Here is a 20,557-nt window from a genome sequence, read left to right as displayed (position 1 = left end):
CAGGCCGTCTCGGCTAACGATCACCTTTTCGCCAAAATTAAAGGTTCTTGCAGTATGAAAGCCCGTGTCAAACAGCGGGCAAAGAGGCTATAGCGCATGCAGACGAAACGAGAGGCGCAGCAGATGGCCGCGCCGCGCGAACAGGAAGCCGCCCAGCGCATGGCGCCGACGAACGATATCGATTTCTCCGACATTCTCGACACCGACTATCTGCGCAAGCAGTGCGACGCCGTGGTGGAGGCCAACAAGAACCGGCCGGACGCGATGCGCTCCGATCTGCTCGCTATCTTCAAGAAGGCCAGCACGGATGGGCGCAACAAGGCCCGCGAGCTGCTGTCTGCCGACGGCAGCGGCTTGAAATGCGCGCGACGAATTTCCTGGCTGCAGGACCAGATCATCACGGTTCTCTACGAATTTTCCACCGACCACGTCTTTCCCAAGCAGAAGGACAAGTTCTCGGTCACCGCCGTCGGCGGCTATGGCCGCGACACGCTGGCGCCGGGCTCGGATATCGACCTGCTCTTTCTGTTCCAGCCGAAGCCGGCGGAAGAGACGCATAAGGCGGTGGAGTTCATCCTCTACATGCTGTGGGACATGGGCTTCAAGGTCGGCCACGCCACGCGCACCGTCGAAGAGTGCATCGCGCTGTCGAAGTCCGACATGACGATCCGCACGGCAATCCTGGAGATGCGCTACATCTGCGGCCTTCGTTCGCTCGAAACGGAGCTCGAGGCCCGCTTCGACAAGGAGATCGTCACCGGCACCGGCCCGGAATTCATCGCCGCCAAGCTCGCAGAACGCGACGAGCGCCACCGCAAGGCCGGCGACACGCGCTATCTCGTCGAGCCGAACGTGAAAGAGGGCAAGGGCGGGTTGCGCGACCTGCACACGCTGTTCTGGATCTCCAAATATTATTACCACGTGCGCGACACCGCCGAACTGGTGGCGCTCGGCGTTCTCTCCAAGCACGAATATCGCCTGTTCGAGAAGGCCGACGACTTCCTCTGGGCCGTGCGCTGCCACATGCACTTCCTGACCAACAAGGCCGAGGAACGGCTCTCCTTCGACATCCAGCGCGAGATCGCGGCAGCACTCGACTATCATTCGCGCCCCGGCCTTTCGGCCGTCGAGCGCTTCATGAAGCACTACTTCCTTGTCGCCAAGGACGTCGGCGACCTGACGCGTATCCTTTGCGCGGCACTCGAGGACCAGCAGGCGAAATCGACGCCGGGGCTGTCGGGCGTGTTCAGCCGCTTCACCCACCGCACCCGCAAGATCGCCGGCAGCACCGACTTCATGGAGGATCGCGGCCGCATCGCGCTCGCCAGCCCCGACGTGTTCAAGCGCGATCCGGTCAACATCATCCGCCTCTTCCACGTGGCCGATATCAACGGGCTCGAATTCCATCCGGATGCGCTGAAGCGCGTGACGCGCTCGCTCAGCCTGATCGACAACAGCGTGCGCGAGAGCGAGGAAGCCAACCGGCTGTTCCTCTCGATCCTGACCTCGAAGCGCGATCCGGCGCTGATCCTGCGGCGCATGAACGAGGCCGGCGTGCTCGGCCGCTTCATTCCCGAGTTCGGCAAGATCGTCGCGATGATGCAGTTCAACATGTATCACCACTACACCGTCGATGAGCATCTGCTGCGCAGCGTCGACGTGCTCTCGGAGATCGACAAGGGCAAGGCCGAAGAGCTGCACCCGCTCGCCAACAAGATGATGCCCGGGATCGAGGATCGCGAGGCGCTCTATGTGGCGGTGCTGCTGCACGACGTCGCCAAGGGCCGCCAGGAGGATCACTCGATCGCCGGCGCCCGCGTCGCCCGCAAGCTCTGCGCCCGCTTCGGCCTGTCGCACAAGCAGACGGACACCGTGGTCTGGCTGATCGAGGAACATCTGACCATGTCGATGGTGGCGCAGACGCGCGACCTCACCGACCGCAAGACGATCACCGATTTCGCCGACCGCATGCAGTCGCTCGAGCGGCTGAAGATGCTGATGATCCTGACGGTCTGCGATATCCGCGCCGTCGGCCCGGGCGTCTGGAACGGCTGGAAGGGCCAGTTGCTGCGCACGCTCTATTACGAGACCGAGCTTCTGCTTGCCGGCGGCTTCTCCGAGGTGTCGCGCAAGGAGCGCGCTGCCGTTGCCGCCGAGGCGCTGTTCAACGCGCTTGCCGACTGGAGCCAGAAGGACCGCAAGATCTACAGCAAGCTGCACTACCAGCCCTACCTGCTTTCGGTGCCGCTGGAAGACCAGGTGCGCCATGCCGGCTTCATCCGCCAGGCCGACAAGGCCGGCCAGGCGCTGGCGACGATGGTGCGCACCGACAGCTTCCACGCCATCACCGAGATCACCGTGCTCTCGCCCGACCACCCGCGCCTGCTCGCCGTCATCGCCGGCGCCTGTGCTGCGGCCGGCGCCAATATCGTCGATGCGCAGATCTTCACGACCTCCGATGGCCGGGCGCTCGACACCATCCATGTCAGCCGCGAGTTCAAGGACGATGCCGACGAGCTTCGCCGCGCCGGCACGATCGGGCGGATGATCGAGGACGTGCTTTCCGGCCGCAAGCGGCTGCCCGAGGTGATCGCGACCCGCACCAAGAACCGCAAGAAGAGCAAGGCCTTCTTCATTCCGCCGTCGGTGCATATCTCCAACAGCCTGTCGAACAAGTTCACCGTCATCGAGGTCGAGTGCCTTGACCGTCCGGGCCTGTTGTCCGAGGTGACCGCCGTTCTGTCGGACCTCTCGCTCGACATCCAGTCGGCGCGGATCACCACCTTCGGCGAGAAGGTGATCGACACCTTCTACGTCACCGATCTCGTCGGCCAGAAGATATCGGGCGACAGCAAGCGCTCCAACATCACCGCCCGGATGAAGGCCGTGATCGCCGAGGAACAGGACGAGCTGCGTGAGCGCATGCCGTCGGGCATGATCGCGCCGGCGGCCACACCACGCACCCCCGGCCCCACCCAGGAGACGGCGGATTGAGCCGATCCGGCCGGTCCGCCTGAAACAACCGTCATGAGAGCGTCCGCATGAGCCTCGTCAAGAAATTCGCCACCGTCGGCGGTGCCACGCTGGGCAGCCGGTTGTTCGGCTTCGCCCGCGAAACGCTGATGGCGGCAGCGCTCGGCACCGGGCCGATGGCCGACGTGTTCTACGCGGCTTTCCGCTTTCCGAACCTGTTTCGCCGACTGTTTGCCGAAGGCGCGTTCAACGCCGCCTTCGTGCCACTCTTCGCCAAGGAGATCGAGGCGAACGGCACCGACGGAGCCAAGCGTTTTTCGGAAGAGGTGTTCGGCGTTCTCTTCTCGGTGCTGCTTCTCATCACCATCGTGATGGAGCTCTCGATGCCGCTTCTGGTGCGCTTCATCATCGCGCCGGGCTTTACCGACGATCCCGAAAAATTCTCGATCACCGTGCGCATGGCGGCGGTGATGTTTCCCTATCTGATGTGCATGTCGCTGACGGCGATGATGAGCGGGATGCTCAATTCGCTGCATCACTTCTTCGCCGCCGCCGTGGCGCCCGTCTTCCTTAACGTCGTGATGATCGGCGCGCTCTTCTACGCGCTCTACACCGGCGCCGAACCGCTGCAGACCGCCTGGTATCTCTCCTGGGGCGTGCTGGTGGCGGGCGTTTTGCAGCTCGCCGTCGTCTATTTCGGCGTGCTGCATGCGGGCATGAGTATCGGGATCCGCTTTCCGAAGATCACGCCCAACGTCAAGCGGTTGCTGATCCTTGCCATCCCCGCCGCCGTGACCGGCGGTATCACGCAGATCAACCAGATGATCGGCCAGGCGATCGCCTCCAGCAAGGAGGGTGCGATCGCCGCCCTGCAATATGCCGACCGCATCTACCAGCTGCCGCTCGGCGTGGTCGGCGTCGCCGTCGGCGTCGTGCTTCTGCCGGAGCTTTCGCGGGCGCTGAAGGGTGGGAACCTGCGCGAGGCGGGCAACCTGCAGAACCGCTCGATCGAGTTCGTGATGTTTCTGACGATCCCCGCCGCCTTCGCGCTGTGGATCCTCTCCGACGAGATCATCCGCGTGCTTTACGAGCGCGGCGCGTTCCACCAGGAAAACACCATGATCGTCGGCTCGATCCTGGCGATCTATGGTATCGGCCTGCCGGCCTTCGTGCTGATCAAGGCGCTGCAGCCGGGCTTTTACGCCCGCGAGGACACCAAGACACCGATGCGCTTCTCAGCCGTCGCCGTCGGCGTCAATTGCGCCACCGCACTGACGCTGTTTCCCTATCTCGGCGCGCCTGGGATCGCGGTCGCGGAAGCCACGGCCGGATGGATCAGCACGGTTCTTCTCTTCTCCACGCTCTTGAGACGCGGGCATCTGACATGGGAATGGGCGCTCGCGCGGCGCACGGCGCTGCTCGTCGTTTCCGCCGCCGTCATGGGCGCCGTCATCATGTATCTCCAGCACCGCTGGGAGCCGTGGCTCGCCTCCAGCGCTTCGCTCGCCACCAAGGTCGGCACGCTCGGCATGCTGATCGGCATTTCGATGGTCGTCTATTTCGCCACCGCGTTTTTGATCGGCGGCGCGAACCTCGGCATGATCCGCCGCAACCTCAACCGCAAGCCGGCGGTTACCAAGACCGACGGCTGAGCCGCCCCCGGCTGGCGCAGTTCTAACAGTGCGTCCAGCGGCGCTTCGGGCCGACATCGACATGGATGATGCCGTTGCAATAGCGGCCGATGCCACCGATGCCCGGCGCCTGCGCGGCGATGGCGATAATCGTCTTGTCGGACACGCCTGGCACGCGGATATCGGCGGCGGCGCAATTGCGATGCTGCGAATGCGAGCGGCCGGAATGCGCCCTCAGCCCCGAGGTGACCAGCGGCCGGCGGCCCGTCTTGTCGGCGATATAGGTGAGGATACCCCTCAGTTTCGGCGGAAAGCAGCCGGCGCGGACGCTGACGGTCTGCAGGCTGTAGGCAAGCGTTTCATTTTTCTTCAGCGGCCCGATCGAGAGTTTTCGAACATTCTGGGCCGTGGCGCCATTGAGGCTGGAGAGGCTGAACAAGCCGGCGAGTGCGATTGAGAATGCAGGATGCATCATGTCGTCCCCCAGTTGGGAGCGCCGCAAAGAACGGCGCTCGCGTTTGCGGGCGGAAAAACTCTCCTCAAAAATGGCCAATTTAAGGAAACTCCTACCTAGTATATCAGGTGAATGCCTTATTTTACGTCGAATTGCTACATTCAAGATACCTAAAATGAAGTATGAAATGCCCTTTTCGCGAGATCGGCGGAGCATGTTCACAAAAAATCGCCCGCCGATTTTCCCCGCCTCGAAAACCCCGCCCTACACTGTCGGCGTCCCGTCATCGGATACACCGGCAGGCGTGCCGGCGAGACGGGATCGGCGCGGAGCGTGAGGGTGAGACGCAAAACCTCATGACCCGGGTCCGGGGAAAATGATCTCCCTCCGGTGACGGCGGTATCTCTCGCAAGAGGGTGCCGAGTTGAGCCCGGACGTGCCTGTGAGGCACACATGGTTCCGCCGCGAAGTTGGGCGGAAAGGCAGAGAGATCGAAGTCGCGGACAAAAACCGCCGAACGGGGCGCTGGGAAGCGCCATATTTTACTTACTCAATCGAGGTGATTTCCGGCGCCCCGTCCGAGTGAAGTTGCATGGTGGAAACACGGGCTTTCGGGCGGCGTGGGGTTTTGGTGTGTCGTGGATTGGGGTGTGGTGATCGAGAGGTTTTGCCGTGGAATACCCCCCTCTGCCCTGCCGGGCATCTCCCCCACAAGGGGGGAGATCGGCAAGTGGCTTGCTCCCCAATCACCCAATGAAGGTAGAGCGAGCGGCCGCGCCCAGCCAATCTCCCCACCTGTGGGGGAGATGCCCGGCAGGGCAGAGGGGGGTATCACACAGCACAACAATCACGTTCGCAGCTGCCGCCCAACACCGCCATCCACGATTTCCGGATCCCAGCCGCAACACCTCCGATCTCATCCACCACAACCCCTTGATCACAAGCCATCCGACGTGCATAAGCCGCGACGTTAGCAACATGGGCCGTTGGCCCTGGGGCCCTCCACAAGCCTAATCGAGGACATGATGAACGAATTCAAGAAACTGGTCTTTTCGGGCGTTCAGCCGACCGGCAATCTCCATCTCGGCAACTATCTCGGCGCGATCCGCAAGTTCGTGGCGCTGCAGGACGGCAACGACTGCATCTATTGCGTGGTCGACATGCATGCGCTGACCGCGCAGCTGGTGCATGAGGACATGCCGAACCAGATCCGCTCGATCGCCGCCGCCTTTATCGCCTCCGGCATCGACCCGGTGAAGCATATCGTCTTCAACCAGTCGGCCGTGCCGCAGCATGCGGAACTCGCCTGGATCTTCAACTGCGTGGCGCGCATCGGCTGGATGAACCGAATGACGCAGTTCAAGGACAAGGCCGGCAAGGATCGCGAGCAGGCCTCGCTCGGTCTCTACGCCTATCCGAGCCTGATGGCCGCCGACATTCTCGTCTATCGCGGAACGCATGTTCCCGTCGGCGACGACCAGAAGCAGCATCTTGAACTTGCCCGCGACATCGCGATGAAGTTCAACCTCGATTACGCCGAGCATATCCGCAAGGCAGGATACGGGGTGGATATCACCGTCGGCAAGGAGCCGGTGCACGCCTATTTCCCGATGGTCGAGCCGATGATCGACGGCCCGGCGCCGCGCGTCATGTCGCTGCGCGATGGCACCAAGAAGATGTCGAAGTCGGACCCATCAGATCTGTCGCGCATCAACCTGATGGACGACGAGGACGCGATCTCCAAGAAGATCCGCAAGGCCAAGACCGATCCGGATGGCTTGCCGAGCGAACTCGACGGCCTGCAGGGCCGCCCGGAGGCCGACAACCTCGTCGGCATCTACGCGGCACTCGCCGACAAGTCGAAGGCCGAGGTGCTTGCGGAATTCGGCGGACAGCAGTTCTCCGTATTCAAGCCGGCGCTGATCGACCTCTCGGTCAAGGTGCTTTCGCCGATCACCGCCGAGATGCGCCGTCTGATGGCCGATACCAGCCATATCGACGCGATCCTGCGCGATGGCGGCGAGCGGGCCCGCGCCCGCGCCGAAGTGACGATGAAGGAAGTCCGCGACATCGTCGGCTTCCTGTACTAGCAACAACAGCCGGGCGGCTTCGGCCGCCCGGGCTTCTCCAGTCGGACTTGTCGAAAACTGGACTGCGGCGTACTCTCCTCAAAGCCATGAGGAGGCCAAGATGCGCAACCGGAACCTCATTCAGATTGGCATGATGGAGGTTCGGCTGCTGGTCGATGAAGACCAGAGCGCGGGCAGCATGGTCATGTTCGAATTCGTGGTCCCCTACCAGTCGCGCGTGCCGGCGGCGCACTATCACGAAGACGTCGACGAAGTGATCTTCGGTCTCTCCGGAACAATGACGACAACAGTCGACGGCGAGCGCTGCGAGGTGCGGGCCGGAGACACGGTGTTCATTCCGCGCGGCGTGGTCCACACGCATGAGAACCTGCATCAGGAAACGGCGCGCGCCCTGATCACCATGACACCGGGCCTGATCGGCAGGCGGTTCTTCGAGGAGATCGCATCGGTGATCAACGTGGCGGGTAAGCCCGATATCGAGCATATCAAGGAAGTGATGCTGCTATACGGGCTCGTTGCAGCACCACGATAGCCCCGACCGAACATCTGTCGGTGAGCGGACAATTTGCGGCAAAACGGGGACTTGCAAATCTCCCGGATCAAGTGTCAGAGTCGCGCCCATGGTATCAAAACGACTCTCACGGCTCGAAGGTCACCGCCGCAAGTTCATGGCCGTGATCGATGACACGCCCGAATGCCAACGCGCCGTCCATTATGCCGGCCGGCGCGCCAAGAATTCCAATGGCGGATTGGTGCTCGTCTACGTGATCCCCGACGGCGATTTCCAGCAGTGGCTGGGGGTCGAGGAGATCATGCGGGCGGAAGCCCGCGAGGAAGCCGAAGCGGTGGTCGCCAAGTCCGCCCAGTTGGTGCGCGAGAATATCGGCATCGAGCCGGAGATCGTCATCCGCGAGGGCGGGGCGGCCGAGCAGATCAACGCCGTCATCGAGGACGACCGCGACATCGCCATTCTGGTGCTGGCCGCAAGCTCCGCCAAGGAGGGACCGGGACCGCTGGTGTCGTCGGTTGCCGGCCGTGGTGCGGCTTTTCCCATCCCCGTTACCGTCTTGCCTGATACACTGAGCGATGAGGAACTGGACGCGTTGGCGTGATTGCGATTTCCTGAGTATCAGTCTCTTGAATTGCACCGCCAAACGGCTTATTTCTACTTTTGAAGAATTCTAAATACGTCGCGGGCGCGCGCCTGCCGCACGGAGAGCACCATGTTTATCCAGACCGAAGCCACGCCGAACCCTTCCACGCAGAAGTTCCTGCCGGGCAAGATCGTCATGGAGAGCGGCACCGCCGAGTTCCGCAATCGCGAGGAAGCAGCCGCTTCGCCGCTCGCCGCGCGCCTGTTCGAGATCAATGGCGTCACCGGCGTCTATTTCGGCTATGATTTCATCAGCGTTTCCAAGGAAGACCAGGAGTGGCAGCATCTGAAGCCCGCTATCCTCGGTTCGATCATGGAGCACTTCATGTCCGGCAAGCCGGTCATGGGCGCCTCCTCCGTGCTTGGTGAAGCAGCCGATGCCGATGGCGAATTCTTCGACGAAGGCGACGAGACGATCGTCCTGACCATCAAGGAACTGCTGGAAACGCGCGTGCGTCCGGCCGTTGCCCAGGATGGCGGCGACATCACCTTCCGCGGCTTCAAGGACGGCACCGTCTATTTGAACATGAAGGGCTCGTGCGCGGGTTGCCCGTCCTCGACGGCAACGCTGAAGCACGGCGTCCAGAACCTTTTGCGCCATTTCGTGCCGGAAGTTCAGGAAGTCGAAGCCGTCTGACGAGCTGAACCCACATCGCGATGACGCGGCGTTTGCAAACGCGGCGTCTTGCGATGTATGGACAGGTCAGGAACGGTTTATTCGGAAATAGATGCCATGATCATACTGGCGCTCGACACCGCAGGTGTGGATTGCGCTGCTTCTGTCTATGACAGCAGCAGGAATACGGTGCTGGGGGAGGCATCGGACATGATCGGCAAGGGGCATGCAGAGCACTTGATGGGAATTGTCGATCGCGCGCTGGATCAGGCGGGCGTTCAGCTCTCCGATGTCGAGCGTGTTGCCGTCACCATCGGTCCGGGCTCATTCACCGGCATCCGCGTCGGCGTCGCCGCCGCCCGTGGCTTTGCCCTTTCACTCGGCGTTCCCGCCGTCGGCATCACGACGCTTGCTGTCATGGCCGAAGCCGAGCGTGAGCGCTCGCCGGGCCGACAGGTGGTGGCCGCCATGGATGCCAAGCGCAACGAGATTTATCTGCAGGCCTTTGACGCCGACGGCACGCCGCTCGATGAAGCCAGGGCCGTGACCGTCGAGGACGCGCAGGCCTTCGCGGCGTCCTTCGACGGCGTCGTCACCGGCTCGGCAGCGCCGCTCCTGCGGCCTGACGCCACCGGCGAACACGCCAACCATTTCCCCATCTCCATCGTGGCGCGCCTTGCCGCTGCCGCCGACCTCTCTTCCGGAAAGCCGAAGCCACTTTATCTGCGCGGACCCGACGCCAAACCGCAGGCCGGGTTTGCGATTGCGCGAGTATGACCATGCTGGAATCCTATCTGTCGCTGAAGCCGGAATTCGAAATCATCCCTATGGATGCCGATGATTGCCATGCGGTATCGACGCTGCACGGCGAGCGCTTCGCGCGTCCCTGGGGCGACGGCGAGTTCTACAGCCTGCTCAGCCAGGGCAACGTCTTCGGCTTCGTGGCACGGCAGACCAACGCCTTCCTGAAGAAGCCGCTGCCGGGCTTTGTCCTGGCGCGCGAGGTTGCCGGCGAGGCAGAGATCCTGACGATCGCCGTTCAGGCCAAGGTCGGACGGTCGGGTCTCGGATGGCGGCTGATGCAGGCGGCGATGCGCGAGGCCAAGCAGCGCGGCGGCGAGAGCATCTTCCTCGAGGTCGACAAGGGCAACGCTGCTGCGCTCGGTCTTTACCGCAAGCTCGGTTTCGACCAGGTCGGAGAACGCCGTGGATACTACAAGGACGCCAATGGCGACGTATCTACGGCGCTTGTCATGAAGCGCATTCTTCGCTAGTTCCGTCTTGAGACGTTGACTATCGAAAGGCTCCTGATGACGGATGTGGCAAAGACCCTCGAGGAACTCTGCACCGAGCGCGGCATGCGCATGACGGAGCAGCGCCGGGTCATTGCGCGCATTCTCGAGGAATCCGAAGACCATCCCGATGTCGAGGAGCTCTATCGCCGCTCGGTGAAGGTCGACGCCAAGATCTCGATTTCCACCGTCTACCGCACCGTCAAGCTGTTCGAGGACGCCGGCATCATCGCCCGCCACGACTTCCGCGACGGCCGCTCGCGCTACGAGACGGTGCCGGAAGAGCATCACGATCACTTGATCGACCTGAAGACCGGCGTCGTCATCGAGTTCCGCTCGCCGGAAATCGAGGCGCTGCAGGAGCGGATCGCCCGCGAGCACGGCTTCACGCTGGTGGATCACCGGCTCGAGCTCTACGGCATACCGCTCAAGAAGGACGATCACTGATATCATGATGCGTGCAGCTGCGGAGTGTTCGATTTGATCGCCTGGCTGCGCGTCGCCCTCGCCGGCATCGTCATTCTCATCGCCAGCATCCTGCTCATGCCCTGGCAGCTCCTTGCCCTGCGCTACGACTGGAAGATGCGCCGCTGGCTGCCGCGCGTCTGGCACCGCATCATCTGCTTCTGTCTCGGCATCCGCGTTCGCGTTCACGGGCAGATGGAAACGCATCGGCCGCTGATGCTGTGCGCCAACCACTCCTCGTGGATGGACATCATGGTGCTATCCTCGATCGCCGACGTCGCCTTCATCGCCAAGAACGAGGTGCGCGACTGGCCGATCTTCGGCACGCTCGCCAAGCTGCAGAAGAGCGTGTTCGTGGTGCGCGAGGAAAAGCGCAACACCGGCAACCAGGTGAGTGAGATCGCCGCGCGCATGGCCGACGGCGAGATCGTGGTGCTGTTTCCCGAGGGCACGACATCGGATGGCAACCGACTGCTGGAGGTAAAATCCTCGCTGTTCGGCGCCGCCGCCATGGCCGTGCCCGCTTCGCCCACCGGCACCGTCATCGTGCAGCCCGTCGCGGTCGCCTATACCGGCGTGCATGGCCTACCCATGGGCCGCTACCACCGCCCACTCGCCTCCTGGCCCGGCGATGTCGAGATGCTGCCGCACCTGAAAGACATGCTCCGCTGCGGCGCCTTCGACGTCGATGTCCACTTCGGCGAAGCCGTCTCCTACAGCGCCGACACCAACCGCAAACAGGTCAGCGCCACGATCGCCAACCGCATCCGCGCCATGCTCGGTGCGGCGCTTAGAGGCCGGGACGCAAACTGAGGCAAGATTCCCTTTTCTCGCGCGTCAAAAACCACTAAATAGCCGGCATGACCCAGGACAGCGCCCTCCTCCCGGCCCCGGAGACAACACTCCGTGATGGCAGCAACAGCCGCAAGGTTTTCATCAAGACCTATGGCTGTCAGATGAACGTCTATGACTCCACGCGCATGAGCGATGCTCTGGCGCGCGACGGCTATGAGCCGACGGAGGACATGGAGCAGGCCGATCTCGTGCTGCTGAACACCTGTCATATCCGCGAGAAGGCGGCCGAGAAGGTTTACTCGGCGCTGGGACGACTGCGCGACATGAAGAAGGAGCGCAACAAGGAAGGCCGCGAGTTCATGATCGGCGTGGCCGGTTGTGTGGCGCAGGCGGAAGGCGAAGAAATCCTTCGCCGGGCGCCCGCCGTCGATGTCGTCATCGGGCCGCAGACCTATCACCGCCTGCCGGAAGCGCTGCGCCGCGCCAAGGAAGGGCAGCGCATCGTCGATACGGAATATGCGCTGGAAGACAAGTTCGAACATCTGCCGATCGCCGAGAAAGCCAAGATCCGGGCGCGCGGCGTGACCGCGTTCCTGACCGTGCAGGAAGGATGCGACAAGTTCTGCACCTTCTGCGTGGTGCCCTATACGCGCGGCTCGGAAGTGTCGCGCCCGGTTTCGCAGATCGTCGAGGAAGCGCAGAAGATGGTCGAGGGCGGGGTGCGCGAGATCACGCTGCTCGGCCAGAACGTCAATGCATGGCACGGCGTCGGCCCTGATGGCCAGGAATGGACGCTGGGCGACCTGCTCTATCGGCTGGCCGAAATCCCCGGCCTTGCCCGCCTTCGCTACACCACCAGCCATCCGCGCGACATGGACGACCGGCTGATCGAAGCGCATCGCGATCTGAGAGCGCTGATGCCCTACCTGCATCTTCCCGTGCAGGCCGGCTCCGACCGCATCCTGAAAGCCATGAACCGTCGCCATACGGCGGCCGAGTATCTGACGCTGGTCGAGCGCATCCGCGCCGCGCGTCCCGATATCGCGCTCTCGGGCGACTTCATCGTCGGTTTTCCGGGGGAGACAGACGCCGATTTTGAGGATACACTAAAGCTCGTTGAGAAGGTCCGTTATGCGCAGGCCTTCTCGTTCAAATACTCGACGCGGCCGGGTACGCCCGGCGCTGATCTGAAGGACCAAGTGCCGGAAGAGATCAAGGCAGAAAGGCTCGAACGCCTGCAGGCGCTTCTCCTAAAGCAGCAGCAGGAATTTGCCGAATCCTGCGTCGGGAAGACCATCGAACTGTTGCTCGAAAAGCCCGGTCGCATGTCTCAACAACTTATCGGCCGTTCCCCCTGGCTTCAGTCGGTGAATGTTGATGCAAAAGCATCGCAAATCGGTGACATTATTAAAGTGCGAATCACAGGTACCGGACCCAACAGCCTGTTTTCCGAGATGGTAGAGGCTGGTGCCTAACTCAAGGAGCTCGACCGCTTGAACGGACAAGAATTGGTTTCTTCTTCACCGCGCCACCCACGCATCGCGAGCGACGCCAATCACTTTATTCTGACGTTCGAAAACAATCGGTTCGCCAGCGAACTGTTTGGTCAATTCGACCAGAACCTCAAGCTTCTCGAGGAACGCCTGAACATCGACGCCCGAGCGCGAGGCAACTCCGTCGTGATCTCGGGTGACATCGTCACCACCAACCAGGCGCGCCGCACGCTGGACTATCTCTACGACAAGCTCCAGAAGGGCGGCAGCGTGGAACGCTCCGACGTCGAGGGCGCGATCCGCATGGCTGTTGCAGCCGACGATCAGCTGAGCCTGCCGACGATGGAGAAGAAGGCCAAGCTGACGATGGCGCAGGTTTCCACGCGCAAGAAGACCATCATTGCCCGCACGCCAACGCAGGATGCCTACCTGCGCGCACTCGAGCGCTCCGAACTCGTCTTCGGCTGTGGTCCCGCCGGTACCGGCAAGACCTATCTCGCCGTCGCCCATGCCGCCCAGCTTCTGGAGCGCGGCGTCGTCGAGAAGATCATTCTCTCGCGTCCGGCCGTCGAAGCCGGCGAGCGCCTCGGCTTCCTGCCCGGCGATATGAAGGAGAAGGTCGATCCCTACCTGCGCCCGCTCTACGACGCGCTCTATGACATGATGCCGGCCGACAAGGTCGATCGCGCCATTACCGCCGGCGTCATCGAAATCGCGCCGCTGGCCTTCATGCGCGGCCGCACGCTGTCCAACGCCGCCGTCATCCTCGACGAAGCGCAGAACACGACGTCCATGCAGATGAAGATGTTCCTGACCCGTCTCGGCGAAAACTCGCGGATGATCGTGACCGGCGACCCGAGCCAGATCGACCTGCCGCGCGGCGTCAAGTCGGGCCTGGTGGAGGCGCTGCAGCTCCTGAACGGTGTCGAGGGCATCTCGATCATCCGCTTCAAGGACACTGACGTCGTGCGTCATCCGCTGGTCGGCCGCATCGTTCGCGCCTACGACGCAACCTATCTGACTGATACAGCAGAGGCCGCGCAGCAGGACTGATGGCCGAACTCGACATACAGATCAGCATCGAGGAGGGCGAATGGCCCTCCGAAGACGCGCTTCACGCGCTGGCCGACCGCGTGCTGGAAACGGCCGCGACCTATCTGCGCGAGACCGAGAAGCAGCCGTTTCCGAAGATGGTCCCCGAGGTGTCTCTGGTCTTCACCGACGACGCTTCGATCCAGGACATCAATGCGGAATGGCGCGGCAAGGACAAGCCGACCAACGTGCTTTCATTCCCCGCCTTCCCGGTTCAGCCGGGCAAGGTTCCGGGGCCGATGCTTGGCGATATCATCATCGCCAGCGAGACCGTGGCCCGCGAGGCGGTCGAGCTCGAAAAGAGCTTCGACGACCATCTCACTCACCTAATGGTGCACGGCTTCTTGCATCTCTTCGGCTACGATCATAATAATGATACCGAAGCCGAGATAATGGAGGGGCTGGAGACTCGCATTTTGGCGAAACTCGGCCTATCTGACCCATACGAGGGTCAAGACCTTAAAATGGAACCATGAGCGACTTTACGACGAGACCGGCCACCGAGGCCAAGGACACCGCCGATCAATCATCCTCCGACGAGGGTGGCAGTAGTAGCAGGCAGTCCGGACGATCCCAATCCTTCTGGTCGCGGGCTGCCCGCATATTGAGGCCACAGCAGGGTTCGCGCATCCGCGAAGACCTTGCCGACGCGCTGATGACCGACGCGGCCGATGGCGATGCCTTCTCCGCCGACGAGAAGGCGATGCTCAACAACATCCTGCGCTTCCGGGAAGTGCGCGTTGCCGACGTGATGGTGCCGCGCGCTGATATCGAGGCGGTGGACCAGACGATCACCATCGGCGAGCTGATGATCCTGTTCGAGGAATCCGGCCGCTCGCGCATGCCCGTCTATGCCGAAACGCTGGATGATCCGCGCGGGATGGTGCACATCCGCGATCTCCTCTCCTACGTCGCCAAGCAGGCGCGCAACAAGCGCCGCGGATCGACCAAGGCCGCCAAGGGCGCCGAGCCGATCGTCGAGGTCGCGCTGGAGAACCTGCAGAAGGCGCCTCGCTCGGCCAAGCCGAACTTCGACCTCGCCCGCGTGGACCTGCAGAAGACGCTTTCCGAAGCGGGCATCATCCGCAAGATCCTGTTCGTCCCGCCCTCGATGCTGGCCTCCGACCTCTTGCGCCGCATGCAGGTGAACCGCACGCAGATGGCGCTCGTCATCGACGAATATGGCGGCACTGACGGGCTGGCCTCGCATGAAGACATCGTGGAAATGGTCGTCGGCGACATCGATGACGAGCATGACGACGAAGAGGTCATGTTCAAGCGGGTCTCCGAGGACATGTTCGTGGCCGATGCCCGCGTCGAGCTCGAGGATATCGCCGAAGCGATCGGCCCCGATTTCGACATCACCGAGCAGGTCGACGAAGTCGATACGCTGGGCGGCCTGATCTTCTCCGAGCTTGGGCGCATTCCCGTGCGCGGCGAAGTCGTTCAGGCGCTGCCGGGCTTCGAGTTCCACATTCTCGATGCCGACCCGCGCCGCATCAAGCGCGTGCGGATTACCCGCAAGCGCCAGGCGATCCGCCGGCGCGCGAAGAGCGACGGTGACGGCGCAATGGGTCTCGACCACGGCGACGAGCGGCAGAGCGAGACGCCGACGGCAAACTGATCACTGCCAACCACGACAACGGGCGGCTTTTTTGAAACACTGCGACCTCAGTTGATTCGCGGATTGGTGGGGTGCGCATGGAGCGAATTGCCGACAGGGTCATCCTGGTCTGGGGCTACAAGAGAGTGCTGCTGGCGATCCTTGCCGGCGCATTCGGCGTTCTGGCCCTTCCGCCCATCGGCTTCTTCGCCGCGATGTTCGTGTCCTTCACGCTTCTTGTCTGGCTGATCGATGGTGCCGCGGCCGCACCCGACAGCGGCATCATCGGCAGGCTCTGGCCGTCCTTCGTCACCGGCTGGCTGTTCGGCTTCGGTTACTTCGTCGCCGGTCTCTGGTGGCTCGGGCATGCGCTGATGATCGACGCCGAGGAGTTCGCCTGGGCGCTCCCGCTGGCGATCTTCGGGCTTCCTGCCGTGTTGGCGATCTTCTACGGGCTGGCGACCGCACTTGCCCGCATCCTCTGGTCGGATGGCGTCGGGCGGATCGCGGCGCTGGCGGCGAGCTTCGGCCTGCTCGAATGGGCGCGCAGCGTGCTCTTCACGGGCTTTCCCTGGAACGCCATCGGCTATGGTATGACGCCGGTGCCTGTGATGATGCAGTCGGCCCACATCATCGGGATCATGGGCATTACCGCGCTGTCCGTCTTCGTCTTCGCCGCCCCCGCCCTCATCGGCACCAAGCAGGGCACCAAAACCGGCATTTCGCTGGCGCTGCTGCTGCTTGCCGCGCATGTCGGATATGGCGCCTATGTGCTTTACGGCGCACCGAAGCCTGTTGCCGCCGCCGCCACCGACAAGAGCCCCGTCATCCGCCTCGTGCAGCCGATGATCGACCAGAGCGCCAAGATGGACAGCGACGCGGACCGGGCGGCGATCTTCGAGAAGCATCTGAAGCTTTCGGCCGAGGCGCCCAAGGATGGTGGACGCAAGCCCGACATCATCGTCTGGCCGGAGACGGCGATCCCATTCATCCTGACCGATAACCAGGATGCGCTGACAAGGATCGCTGATACGCTTGATGACAACCAGGTGCTGCTGGCCGGCGCCGTGCGCGTCGAAGACATGGGTCCCGGCAATCCGCCGCGCTACTATAATTCGATCTACGTGATCGACGGACGCGGCCAGATCATCGCCGCCTCCGACAAGGTTCACCTCGTGCCGTTCGGCGAATACATGCCGTTCGAGAGCCTTCTCAGCGAGTTCGGCATCCAGAATATCGTCGAGATGCCCGGCGGCTTCTCGGCGGCCGCCACGCGCCAGCTGCTGACGCTGCCAAGCGGACTGAAGCTCTATCCGCTGGTCTGCTACGAGATCATTTTCCCTGGCGAAATGACCGGAGATATCGGCTCGGCATCGGCCATTTTGAACATCACCAACGATGCCTGGTTTGGCGCCACGCCGGGGCCCTACCAGCACTTCCAGCAGGCCCGCGTTCGGGCCGTGGAAACGGGTCTGCCGCTGATTCGCGACGGCAATAGCGGGATTTCTGCCCTTGTCAGCCCCCGTGGTGAAATTATTGCAGGTCTTTCGCTCAATGAGACCGGCTTTATTGACGCAACCCTTGATAGTTTCGCCTCTCCGGCCCATCCGCCGCTGTCACGCGAAACGTACTTCTGGTTGATCGAGACACTTCTGCTTGCAATTGCAATGGCTTCGCGTTTTGGTTTTGTTTTCAAGCGTAATTGACCGAAAACCCCTAAAATTGCATAGTGGTTAGGATCGGCATTCTTAACGTATGGTTCAAGGTGAATAGATCGCACTTTGCAACGTGGCGTTTTGGGGATGGGTTTGGGCGTGCCGGTTTAAACAAGGGCAGAATTATTGTTAGGGCAGCACCATGATTGAGAACAAGAAGAAGCCGAACCCGATCGACATCCATGTTGGCAGTCGCATCCGTCTTCGCCGAACGATGCTTGGAATGAGCCAGGAAAAGCTTGGGGAAAGCCTTGGCATTACATTCCAGCAGATCCAGAAATACGAAAAAGGCACCAACCGCGTCGGCGCGAGCCGACTGCAGAACATCTCCAGCATTCTGAACGTTCCGGTCTCCTTCTTCTTCGAGGATGCACCCGGCGAGAACGCTGGTATGGCGGGTGGCATGGCGGAAGCCTCGAGCTCCAACTACGTGGTCGACTTCCTGTCCTCCTCGGAAGGGCTGCAGCTGAACCGCGCCTTCGTGAAGATCACCGATCCCAAGGTGCGCCGCAAGGTCGTCGAACTGGTCAAGGCACTGGCCGCCGAAGCCGACTCCGAATAAGCATCCCTCATAAGTCACAGTCGAGAAAGCGGTCGTAAAGGCCGCTTTTTTGCGTTTTTTGGGCAAAATTTGTCACTTCGTCGCAGATATAAAGATATATTTATGTCCTTCTGCGCTTGTTTTTCAGCCCTGAACTGAGTACCACTACGCAGCTTTTTATTCTTTGAGGGGAATCCCGGAATGCGTGCCAATTACCTCTTCACCAGCGAATCCGTTGCCGAAGGTCACCCGGACAAGGTCTGCGACCGTATCTCCGACGAGATCGTGGATCTGGTGTACCGCGAAGCCGCCAAGACCGGCATCAACCCATGGGGCGTGCGCATCGCATGCGAAACGCTGGCAACCACCAACCGCGTGGTCATCGCCGGTGAAGTTCGCCTGCCGCCGAGCCTGATGAAGAAGGACAAGAACGGCGCCGACGTCATCAACCCGTCGAAGTTCAAGACCGCCGCACGCCGCGCCATCAAGGACATCGGCTACGAGCAGGACGGCTTCCACTGGAAGACCGCCAAGATCGACGTTCTCCTGCACTCGCAGTCGGCCGACATCGCGCAGGGCGTCGACAACGCCGCCGACCAGCAGGGCGACGAAGGTGCCGGCGACCAGGGCATCATGTTCGGTTACGCCTGCAAGGAAACGCCGGATCTCATGCCGGCGCCGATCTACTACTCGCACAAGATCCTGCAGCTGCTCGCCGCCGCCCGCAAGGCAGGCAATGGCGACGCCGCCAAGCTCGGCCCGGACGCCAAGAGCCAGGTCACCGTTCGCTACGTCGACGGCAAGCCTGCCGAAGTCACCTCGATCGTTCTCTCCACGCAGCATCTCGACGACAGCTGGGATTCGAAGAAGGTTCGCGCCGTCGTGGAGCCCTATATCCGCGAAGCCCTCGGCGAGCTGCCGATCGCCAAGGATTGCGCATGGTACATCAACCCGACCGGCAAGTTCGTCATCGGCGGCCCTGACGGCGACGCCGGCCTGACCGGCCGCAAGATCATCGTCGACACCTACGGCGGTGCGGCTCCGCACGGCGGCGGCGCATTCTCCGGCAAGGACACGACCAAGGTCGACCGTTCTGCAGCCTATGCCGCTCGCTACCTCGCCAAGAACGTCGTGGCAGCCGGCCTTGCCGAGAAGTGCACGATCCAGATCTCCTACGCCATCGGCGTTGCCCAGCCGCTGTCGATCTATGTCGACCTGCACGGCACCGGCAACAAGGTGACGGAAGACCAGGTCGAAGCGGCGATCCGCAAGACCATGGACCTGTCGCCGACCGGCATTCGTCGTCACCTCGACCTCAACAAGCCGATCTACGCCAAGACCTCGGCATACGGCCATTTCGGCCGCAAGGCTGGCCGTGACGGCTCGTTCTCCTGGGAGAAGACCGATCTGGTGAAGCCGCTCAAGGAAGCGATCAAGGCTTAAGACGATGACTGACATGGAACGTCGCGGACGCGCGACCGAGGCTTTCTTCGGTCGCCGCAAGGGTAAGGCACTTCGCGGGCAACAGGCGGAGAAGCTCAGCACCCTCTTGCCGGCGTTCATCATCGACCTCTCGGCGGCTCCCCCGGAGCCGCTGAGCACGCTCTTTCCCGTCGAGACCAACCGGCTCCGTCTTGAGATCGGCTTCGGCGGCGGCGAGCATCTGATCCACCGCGCGATCGAGACCCCTTCCACCGGCTTCATCGGCGTCGAGCCCTTCATCAATTCGATGCAGAAGCTGCTTGCCAGCGTCGACAATGCCGGCGCCCGCAATGTGCGCGTCTACAACGACGATGCGACACAGCTGCTCGACTGGCTGCCGGATGGATCGATCGACCAGATCGACCTGCTCTATCCCGATCCCTGGCCGAAGCGGAAGCACTGGAAGCGCCGCTTCGTCTCGAAGACCAATCTCGACCGCTTTCACCGCGTGCTGAAGCCCGGCGGCCTGTTCTGCTTCGCCTCCGACATCGACACCTACGTGAACTGGACGCTCTTGAAGTGCCGCGACCACGGCGGCTTCGACTGGCAGGCCAGCAACGCGGCCGACTGGCTGACGCCCTATGAGGGCTGGCCGAGCACGCGCTACGAGGCCAAGGCTAGGCGCGAAGGTCGCTCCTCGGCCTATCTGACGTTCAAGCGCGTCTGATCAAGCGAGGTCGGCGAATGGCATCCTCCCTGACCGACCTTCGCCGCCTCATCGGCAATCGCCTCATCCTGCTTCCCGCCGTCGCCGCCGTCATCCATGACGAGGCGGGTCGCCTGCTGCTGCAGGAAAAATCATCCGGAGAAGCATGGAGCCTGCCCGCCGGCGCGATCGAGCCGGGCGAGACGCCGCAGCAAGCCATTATCCGTGAGGTCATGGAAGAGACCGGGCTTGCCGTCACCTCGACAAGTGTTCTCGGCGTCTTCGGCGGACACGAGTTCAGATATGTTTATCCGAATGGCGATCAGGTCGAGTATGTCGTGACGCTGTTCAAGTGCCGTGTTGGCGACGGCAACGGCGCCTGGACGGACAGCGAGACGAAATCCATCCGGTACTTCACACCAGACGACATGCCGCCGCTGGCGCTGCCTTATCCGATGTCCATGTTGTTTGGCCAAGACTGAGCATCGGGACTGATCATCGGCTTAGGCCGGTAGC

At 62.4% G+C, this 20,557-nt stretch carries 20 protein-coding genes and 1 pseudogene; 20 read left to right on the top strand and 1 reads right to left on the bottom strand.

Translation table 11 applies throughout. The features are described from left to right. Positions 1 to 96 precede the first annotated feature (96 nt). Positions 97 to 2,994 (top strand): [protein-PII] uridylyltransferase, encoded by a 2,898-nt coding sequence (locus ACODTZ_RS09205; RefSeq protein ID WP_413392441.1) that lies wholly within the window; start codon positions 97 to 99, stop codon positions 2,992 to 2,994. 47 nt (positions 2,995 to 3,041) lie between these two features. After that, positions 3,042 to 4,625, top strand: coding sequence for a murein biosynthesis integral membrane protein MurJ (gene murJ, locus ACODTZ_RS09200; protein ID WP_489025272.1), 1,584 nt, complete (start codon positions 3,042 to 3,044; stop codon positions 4,623 to 4,625). Positions 4,626 to 4,647: 22 nt separating this feature from the next. Here murJ and ACODTZ_RS09195 read toward each other — a convergent pair whose 3' ends face one another. Continuing rightward, the gene (locus ACODTZ_RS09195) at positions 4,648 to 5,076 is read right to left on the bottom strand and encodes a YcbK family protein (protein WP_209189597.1); all 429 of its coding nucleotides are present in this window, start codon (positions 5,074 to 5,076) and stop codon (positions 4,648 to 4,650) included. A gap of 656 nt (positions 5,077 to 5,732) precedes the next feature. Here ACODTZ_RS09195 and ACODTZ_RS09190 point away from each other — a divergent pair. From ACODTZ_RS09190 to ACODTZ_RS09105, 18 genes and pseudogenes are all read left to right on the top strand, one after another. Further along, positions 5,733 to 5,888: pseudogene (locus ACODTZ_RS09190) on the top strand (bifunctional diaminohydroxyphosphoribosylaminopyrimidine deaminase/5-amino-6-(5-phosphoribosylamino)uracil reductase RibD); the annotation flags it as partial. A gap of 195 nt (positions 5,889 to 6,083) precedes the next feature. Next, complete coding sequence (gene trpS / locus ACODTZ_RS09185; RefSeq protein ID WP_018898196.1) at positions 6,084 to 7,148, top strand: tryptophan--tRNA ligase; 1,065 nt, start codon at positions 6,084 to 6,086, stop codon at positions 7,146 to 7,148. A gap of 100 nt (positions 7,149 to 7,248) precedes the next feature. Continuing rightward, positions 7,249 to 7,680 carry a cupin domain-containing protein gene (locus ACODTZ_RS09180; protein ID WP_489025271.1) on the top strand — a complete coding sequence of 144 codons (432 nt, stop codon included), beginning with the start codon at positions 7,249 to 7,251 and terminating at the stop codon, positions 7,678 to 7,680. 88 nt (positions 7,681 to 7,768) lie between these two features. Next, the gene (locus ACODTZ_RS09175; RefSeq protein WP_047507053.1) at positions 7,769 to 8,260 is read left to right on the top strand and encodes a universal stress protein; all 492 of its coding nucleotides are present in this window, start codon (positions 7,769 to 7,771) and stop codon (positions 8,258 to 8,260) included. Positions 8,261 to 8,371: 111 nt separating this feature from the next. Then, the gene (locus ACODTZ_RS09170) at positions 8,372 to 8,938 is read left to right on the top strand and encodes a NifU family protein (RefSeq protein WP_018898193.1); all 567 of its coding nucleotides are present in this window, start codon (positions 8,372 to 8,374) and stop codon (positions 8,936 to 8,938) included. 96 nt (positions 8,939 to 9,034) lie between these two features. Continuing rightward, a complete protein-coding gene (tsaB, locus tag ACODTZ_RS09165; protein ID WP_489025269.1) occupies positions 9,035 to 9,694 on the top strand; it encodes a tRNA (adenosine(37)-N6)-threonylcarbamoyltransferase complex dimerization subunit type 1 TsaB in 660 nt (219 codons plus the stop codon). Beyond that, positions 9,691 to 10,191, top strand: a complete 501-nt coding sequence (locus tag ACODTZ_RS09160) for a GNAT family N-acetyltransferase (RefSeq protein ID WP_489025267.1) — start codon at positions 9,691 to 9,693, stop codon at positions 10,189 to 10,191. Before tsaB ends, ACODTZ_RS09160 begins: the two co-directional genes overlap by 4 nt. Positions 10,192 to 10,227: 36 nt before the next feature. Continuing rightward, positions 10,228 to 10,656 carry a Fur family transcriptional regulator gene (locus ACODTZ_RS09155; RefSeq protein ID WP_018898190.1) on the top strand — a complete coding sequence of 143 codons (429 nt, stop codon included), beginning with the start codon at positions 10,228 to 10,230 and terminating at the stop codon, positions 10,654 to 10,656. Between the two features lie 33 nt (positions 10,657 to 10,689). Further along, positions 10,690 to 11,487 (top strand): lyso-ornithine lipid O-acyltransferase, encoded by a 798-nt coding sequence (gene olsA, locus ACODTZ_RS09150; RefSeq protein ID WP_489025457.1) that lies wholly within the window; start codon positions 10,690 to 10,692, stop codon positions 11,485 to 11,487. Positions 11,488 to 11,534: 47 nt separating this feature from the next. Continuing rightward, positions 11,535 to 12,944 carry a tRNA (N6-isopentenyl adenosine(37)-C2)-methylthiotransferase MiaB gene (gene miaB / locus ACODTZ_RS09145; RefSeq protein ID WP_489025264.1) on the top strand — a complete coding sequence of 470 codons (1,410 nt, stop codon included), beginning with the start codon at positions 11,535 to 11,537 and terminating at the stop codon, positions 12,942 to 12,944. 18 nt (positions 12,945 to 12,962) lie between these two features. Further along, on the top strand, positions 12,963 to 14,015 hold the full coding sequence (locus ACODTZ_RS09140) for a PhoH family protein (protein WP_026282943.1): 1,053 nt from the start codon (positions 12,963 to 12,965) through the stop codon (positions 14,013 to 14,015). Further along, a complete protein-coding gene (gene ybeY, locus ACODTZ_RS09135; RefSeq protein ID WP_489025262.1) occupies positions 14,015 to 14,530 on the top strand; it encodes an rRNA maturation RNase YbeY in 516 nt (171 codons plus the stop codon). The genes ACODTZ_RS09140 and ybeY overlap by 1 nt, the downstream gene beginning before the upstream one ends. Next, positions 14,527 to 15,678, top strand: coding sequence for a hemolysin family protein (locus ACODTZ_RS09130; protein ID WP_489025260.1), 1,152 nt, complete (start codon positions 14,527 to 14,529; stop codon positions 15,676 to 15,678). Before ybeY ends, ACODTZ_RS09130 begins: the two co-directional genes overlap by 4 nt. A gap of 77 nt (positions 15,679 to 15,755) precedes the next feature. Continuing rightward, a complete protein-coding gene (gene lnt / locus ACODTZ_RS09125; protein ID WP_489025258.1) occupies positions 15,756 to 17,363 on the top strand; it encodes an apolipoprotein N-acyltransferase in 1,608 nt (535 codons plus the stop codon). A gap of 151 nt (positions 17,364 to 17,514) precedes the next feature. Further along, entirely contained in the window at positions 17,515 to 17,934 is a 420-nt protein-coding gene (locus tag ACODTZ_RS09120) for a helix-turn-helix domain-containing protein (RefSeq protein ID WP_018898182.1), read from the top strand. 180 nt (positions 17,935 to 18,114) lie between these two features. Further along, positions 18,115 to 19,356, top strand: coding sequence for a methionine adenosyltransferase (gene metK / locus ACODTZ_RS09115; protein ID WP_209232534.1), 1,242 nt, complete (start codon positions 18,115 to 18,117; stop codon positions 19,354 to 19,356). 4 nt (positions 19,357 to 19,360) lie between these two features. Continuing rightward, positions 19,361 to 20,062: a tRNA (guanine(46)-N(7))-methyltransferase TrmB gene (trmB, locus tag ACODTZ_RS09110; RefSeq protein ID WP_047507043.1), complete on the top strand. Its 702-nt coding sequence runs from the start codon at positions 19,361 to 19,363 to the stop codon at positions 20,060 to 20,062. Positions 20,063 to 20,079: 17 nt separating this feature from the next. Further along, positions 20,080 to 20,523 (top strand): NUDIX domain-containing protein, encoded by a 444-nt coding sequence (locus ACODTZ_RS09105; RefSeq protein ID WP_489025257.1) that lies wholly within the window; start codon positions 20,080 to 20,082, stop codon positions 20,521 to 20,523. Positions 20,524 to 20,557: the final 34 nt, after the last annotated feature.

It is taken from the genome of Rhizobium sp. FG113 (assembly GCF_057809895.1).
Note: the sequence above shows the minus strand (reverse complement) of the source record. Positions and strands in the feature narration are given on the sequence as shown.

Excerpts from the sequence above, each read along its gene's own strand:
- ACODTZ_RS09105 (WP_489025257.1), top strand. The coding sequence starts at position 20,080 with ATGGCATCCTCCCTGACCGACCTTCGCCGCCTCATCGGCAATCGCCTC.
- ACODTZ_RS09120 (WP_018898182.1), top strand. The coding sequence starts at position 17,515 with ATGATTGAGAACAAGAAGAAGCCGAACCCGATCGACATCCATGTTGGC.
- trmB (WP_047507043.1), top strand. The coding sequence starts at position 19,361 with ATGACTGACATGGAACGTCGCGGACGCGCGACCGAGGCTTTCTTCGGT.
- ACODTZ_RS09130 (WP_489025260.1), top strand. The coding sequence starts at position 14,527 with ATGAGCGACTTTACGACGAGACCGGCCACCGAGGCCAAGGACACCGCC.
- tsaB (WP_489025269.1), top strand. The coding sequence starts at position 9,035 with ATGATCATACTGGCGCTCGACACCGCAGGTGTGGATTGCGCTGCTTCT.
- ybeY (WP_489025262.1), top strand. The coding sequence starts at position 14,015 with ATGGCCGAACTCGACATACAGATCAGCATCGAGGAGGGCGAATGGCCC.
- ACODTZ_RS09155 (WP_018898190.1), top strand. The coding sequence starts at position 10,228 with ATGACGGATGTGGCAAAGACCCTCGAGGAACTCTGCACCGAGCGCGGC.
- ACODTZ_RS09160 (WP_489025267.1), top strand. The coding sequence starts at position 9,691 with ATGACCATGCTGGAATCCTATCTGTCGCTGAAGCCGGAATTCGAAATC.
- ACODTZ_RS09205 (WP_413392441.1), top strand. The coding sequence starts at position 97 with ATGCAGACGAAACGAGAGGCGCAGCAGATGGCCGCGCCGCGCGAACAG.
- murJ (WP_489025272.1), top strand. The coding sequence starts at position 3,042 with ATGAGCCTCGTCAAGAAATTCGCCACCGTCGGCGGTGCCACGCTGGGC.
- ACODTZ_RS09175 (WP_047507053.1), top strand. The coding sequence starts at position 7,769 with ATGGTATCAAAACGACTCTCACGGCTCGAAGGTCACCGCCGCAAGTTC.
- ACODTZ_RS09195 (WP_209189597.1), bottom strand. The coding sequence starts at position 5,076 with ATGCATCCTGCATTCTCAATCGCACTCGCCGGCTTGTTCAGCCTCTCC.
- miaB (WP_489025264.1), top strand. The coding sequence starts at position 11,535 with ATGACCCAGGACAGCGCCCTCCTCCCGGCCCCGGAGACAACACTCCGT.
- lnt (WP_489025258.1), top strand. The coding sequence starts at position 15,756 with ATGGAGCGAATTGCCGACAGGGTCATCCTGGTCTGGGGCTACAAGAGA.
- ACODTZ_RS09170 (WP_018898193.1), top strand. The coding sequence starts at position 8,372 with ATGTTTATCCAGACCGAAGCCACGCCGAACCCTTCCACGCAGAAGTTC.
- ACODTZ_RS09180 (WP_489025271.1), top strand. The coding sequence starts at position 7,249 with ATGCGCAACCGGAACCTCATTCAGATTGGCATGATGGAGGTTCGGCTG.
- trpS (WP_018898196.1), top strand. The coding sequence starts at position 6,084 with ATGAACGAATTCAAGAAACTGGTCTTTTCGGGCGTTCAGCCGACCGGC.
- metK (WP_209232534.1), top strand. The coding sequence starts at position 18,115 with ATGCGTGCCAATTACCTCTTCACCAGCGAATCCGTTGCCGAAGGTCAC.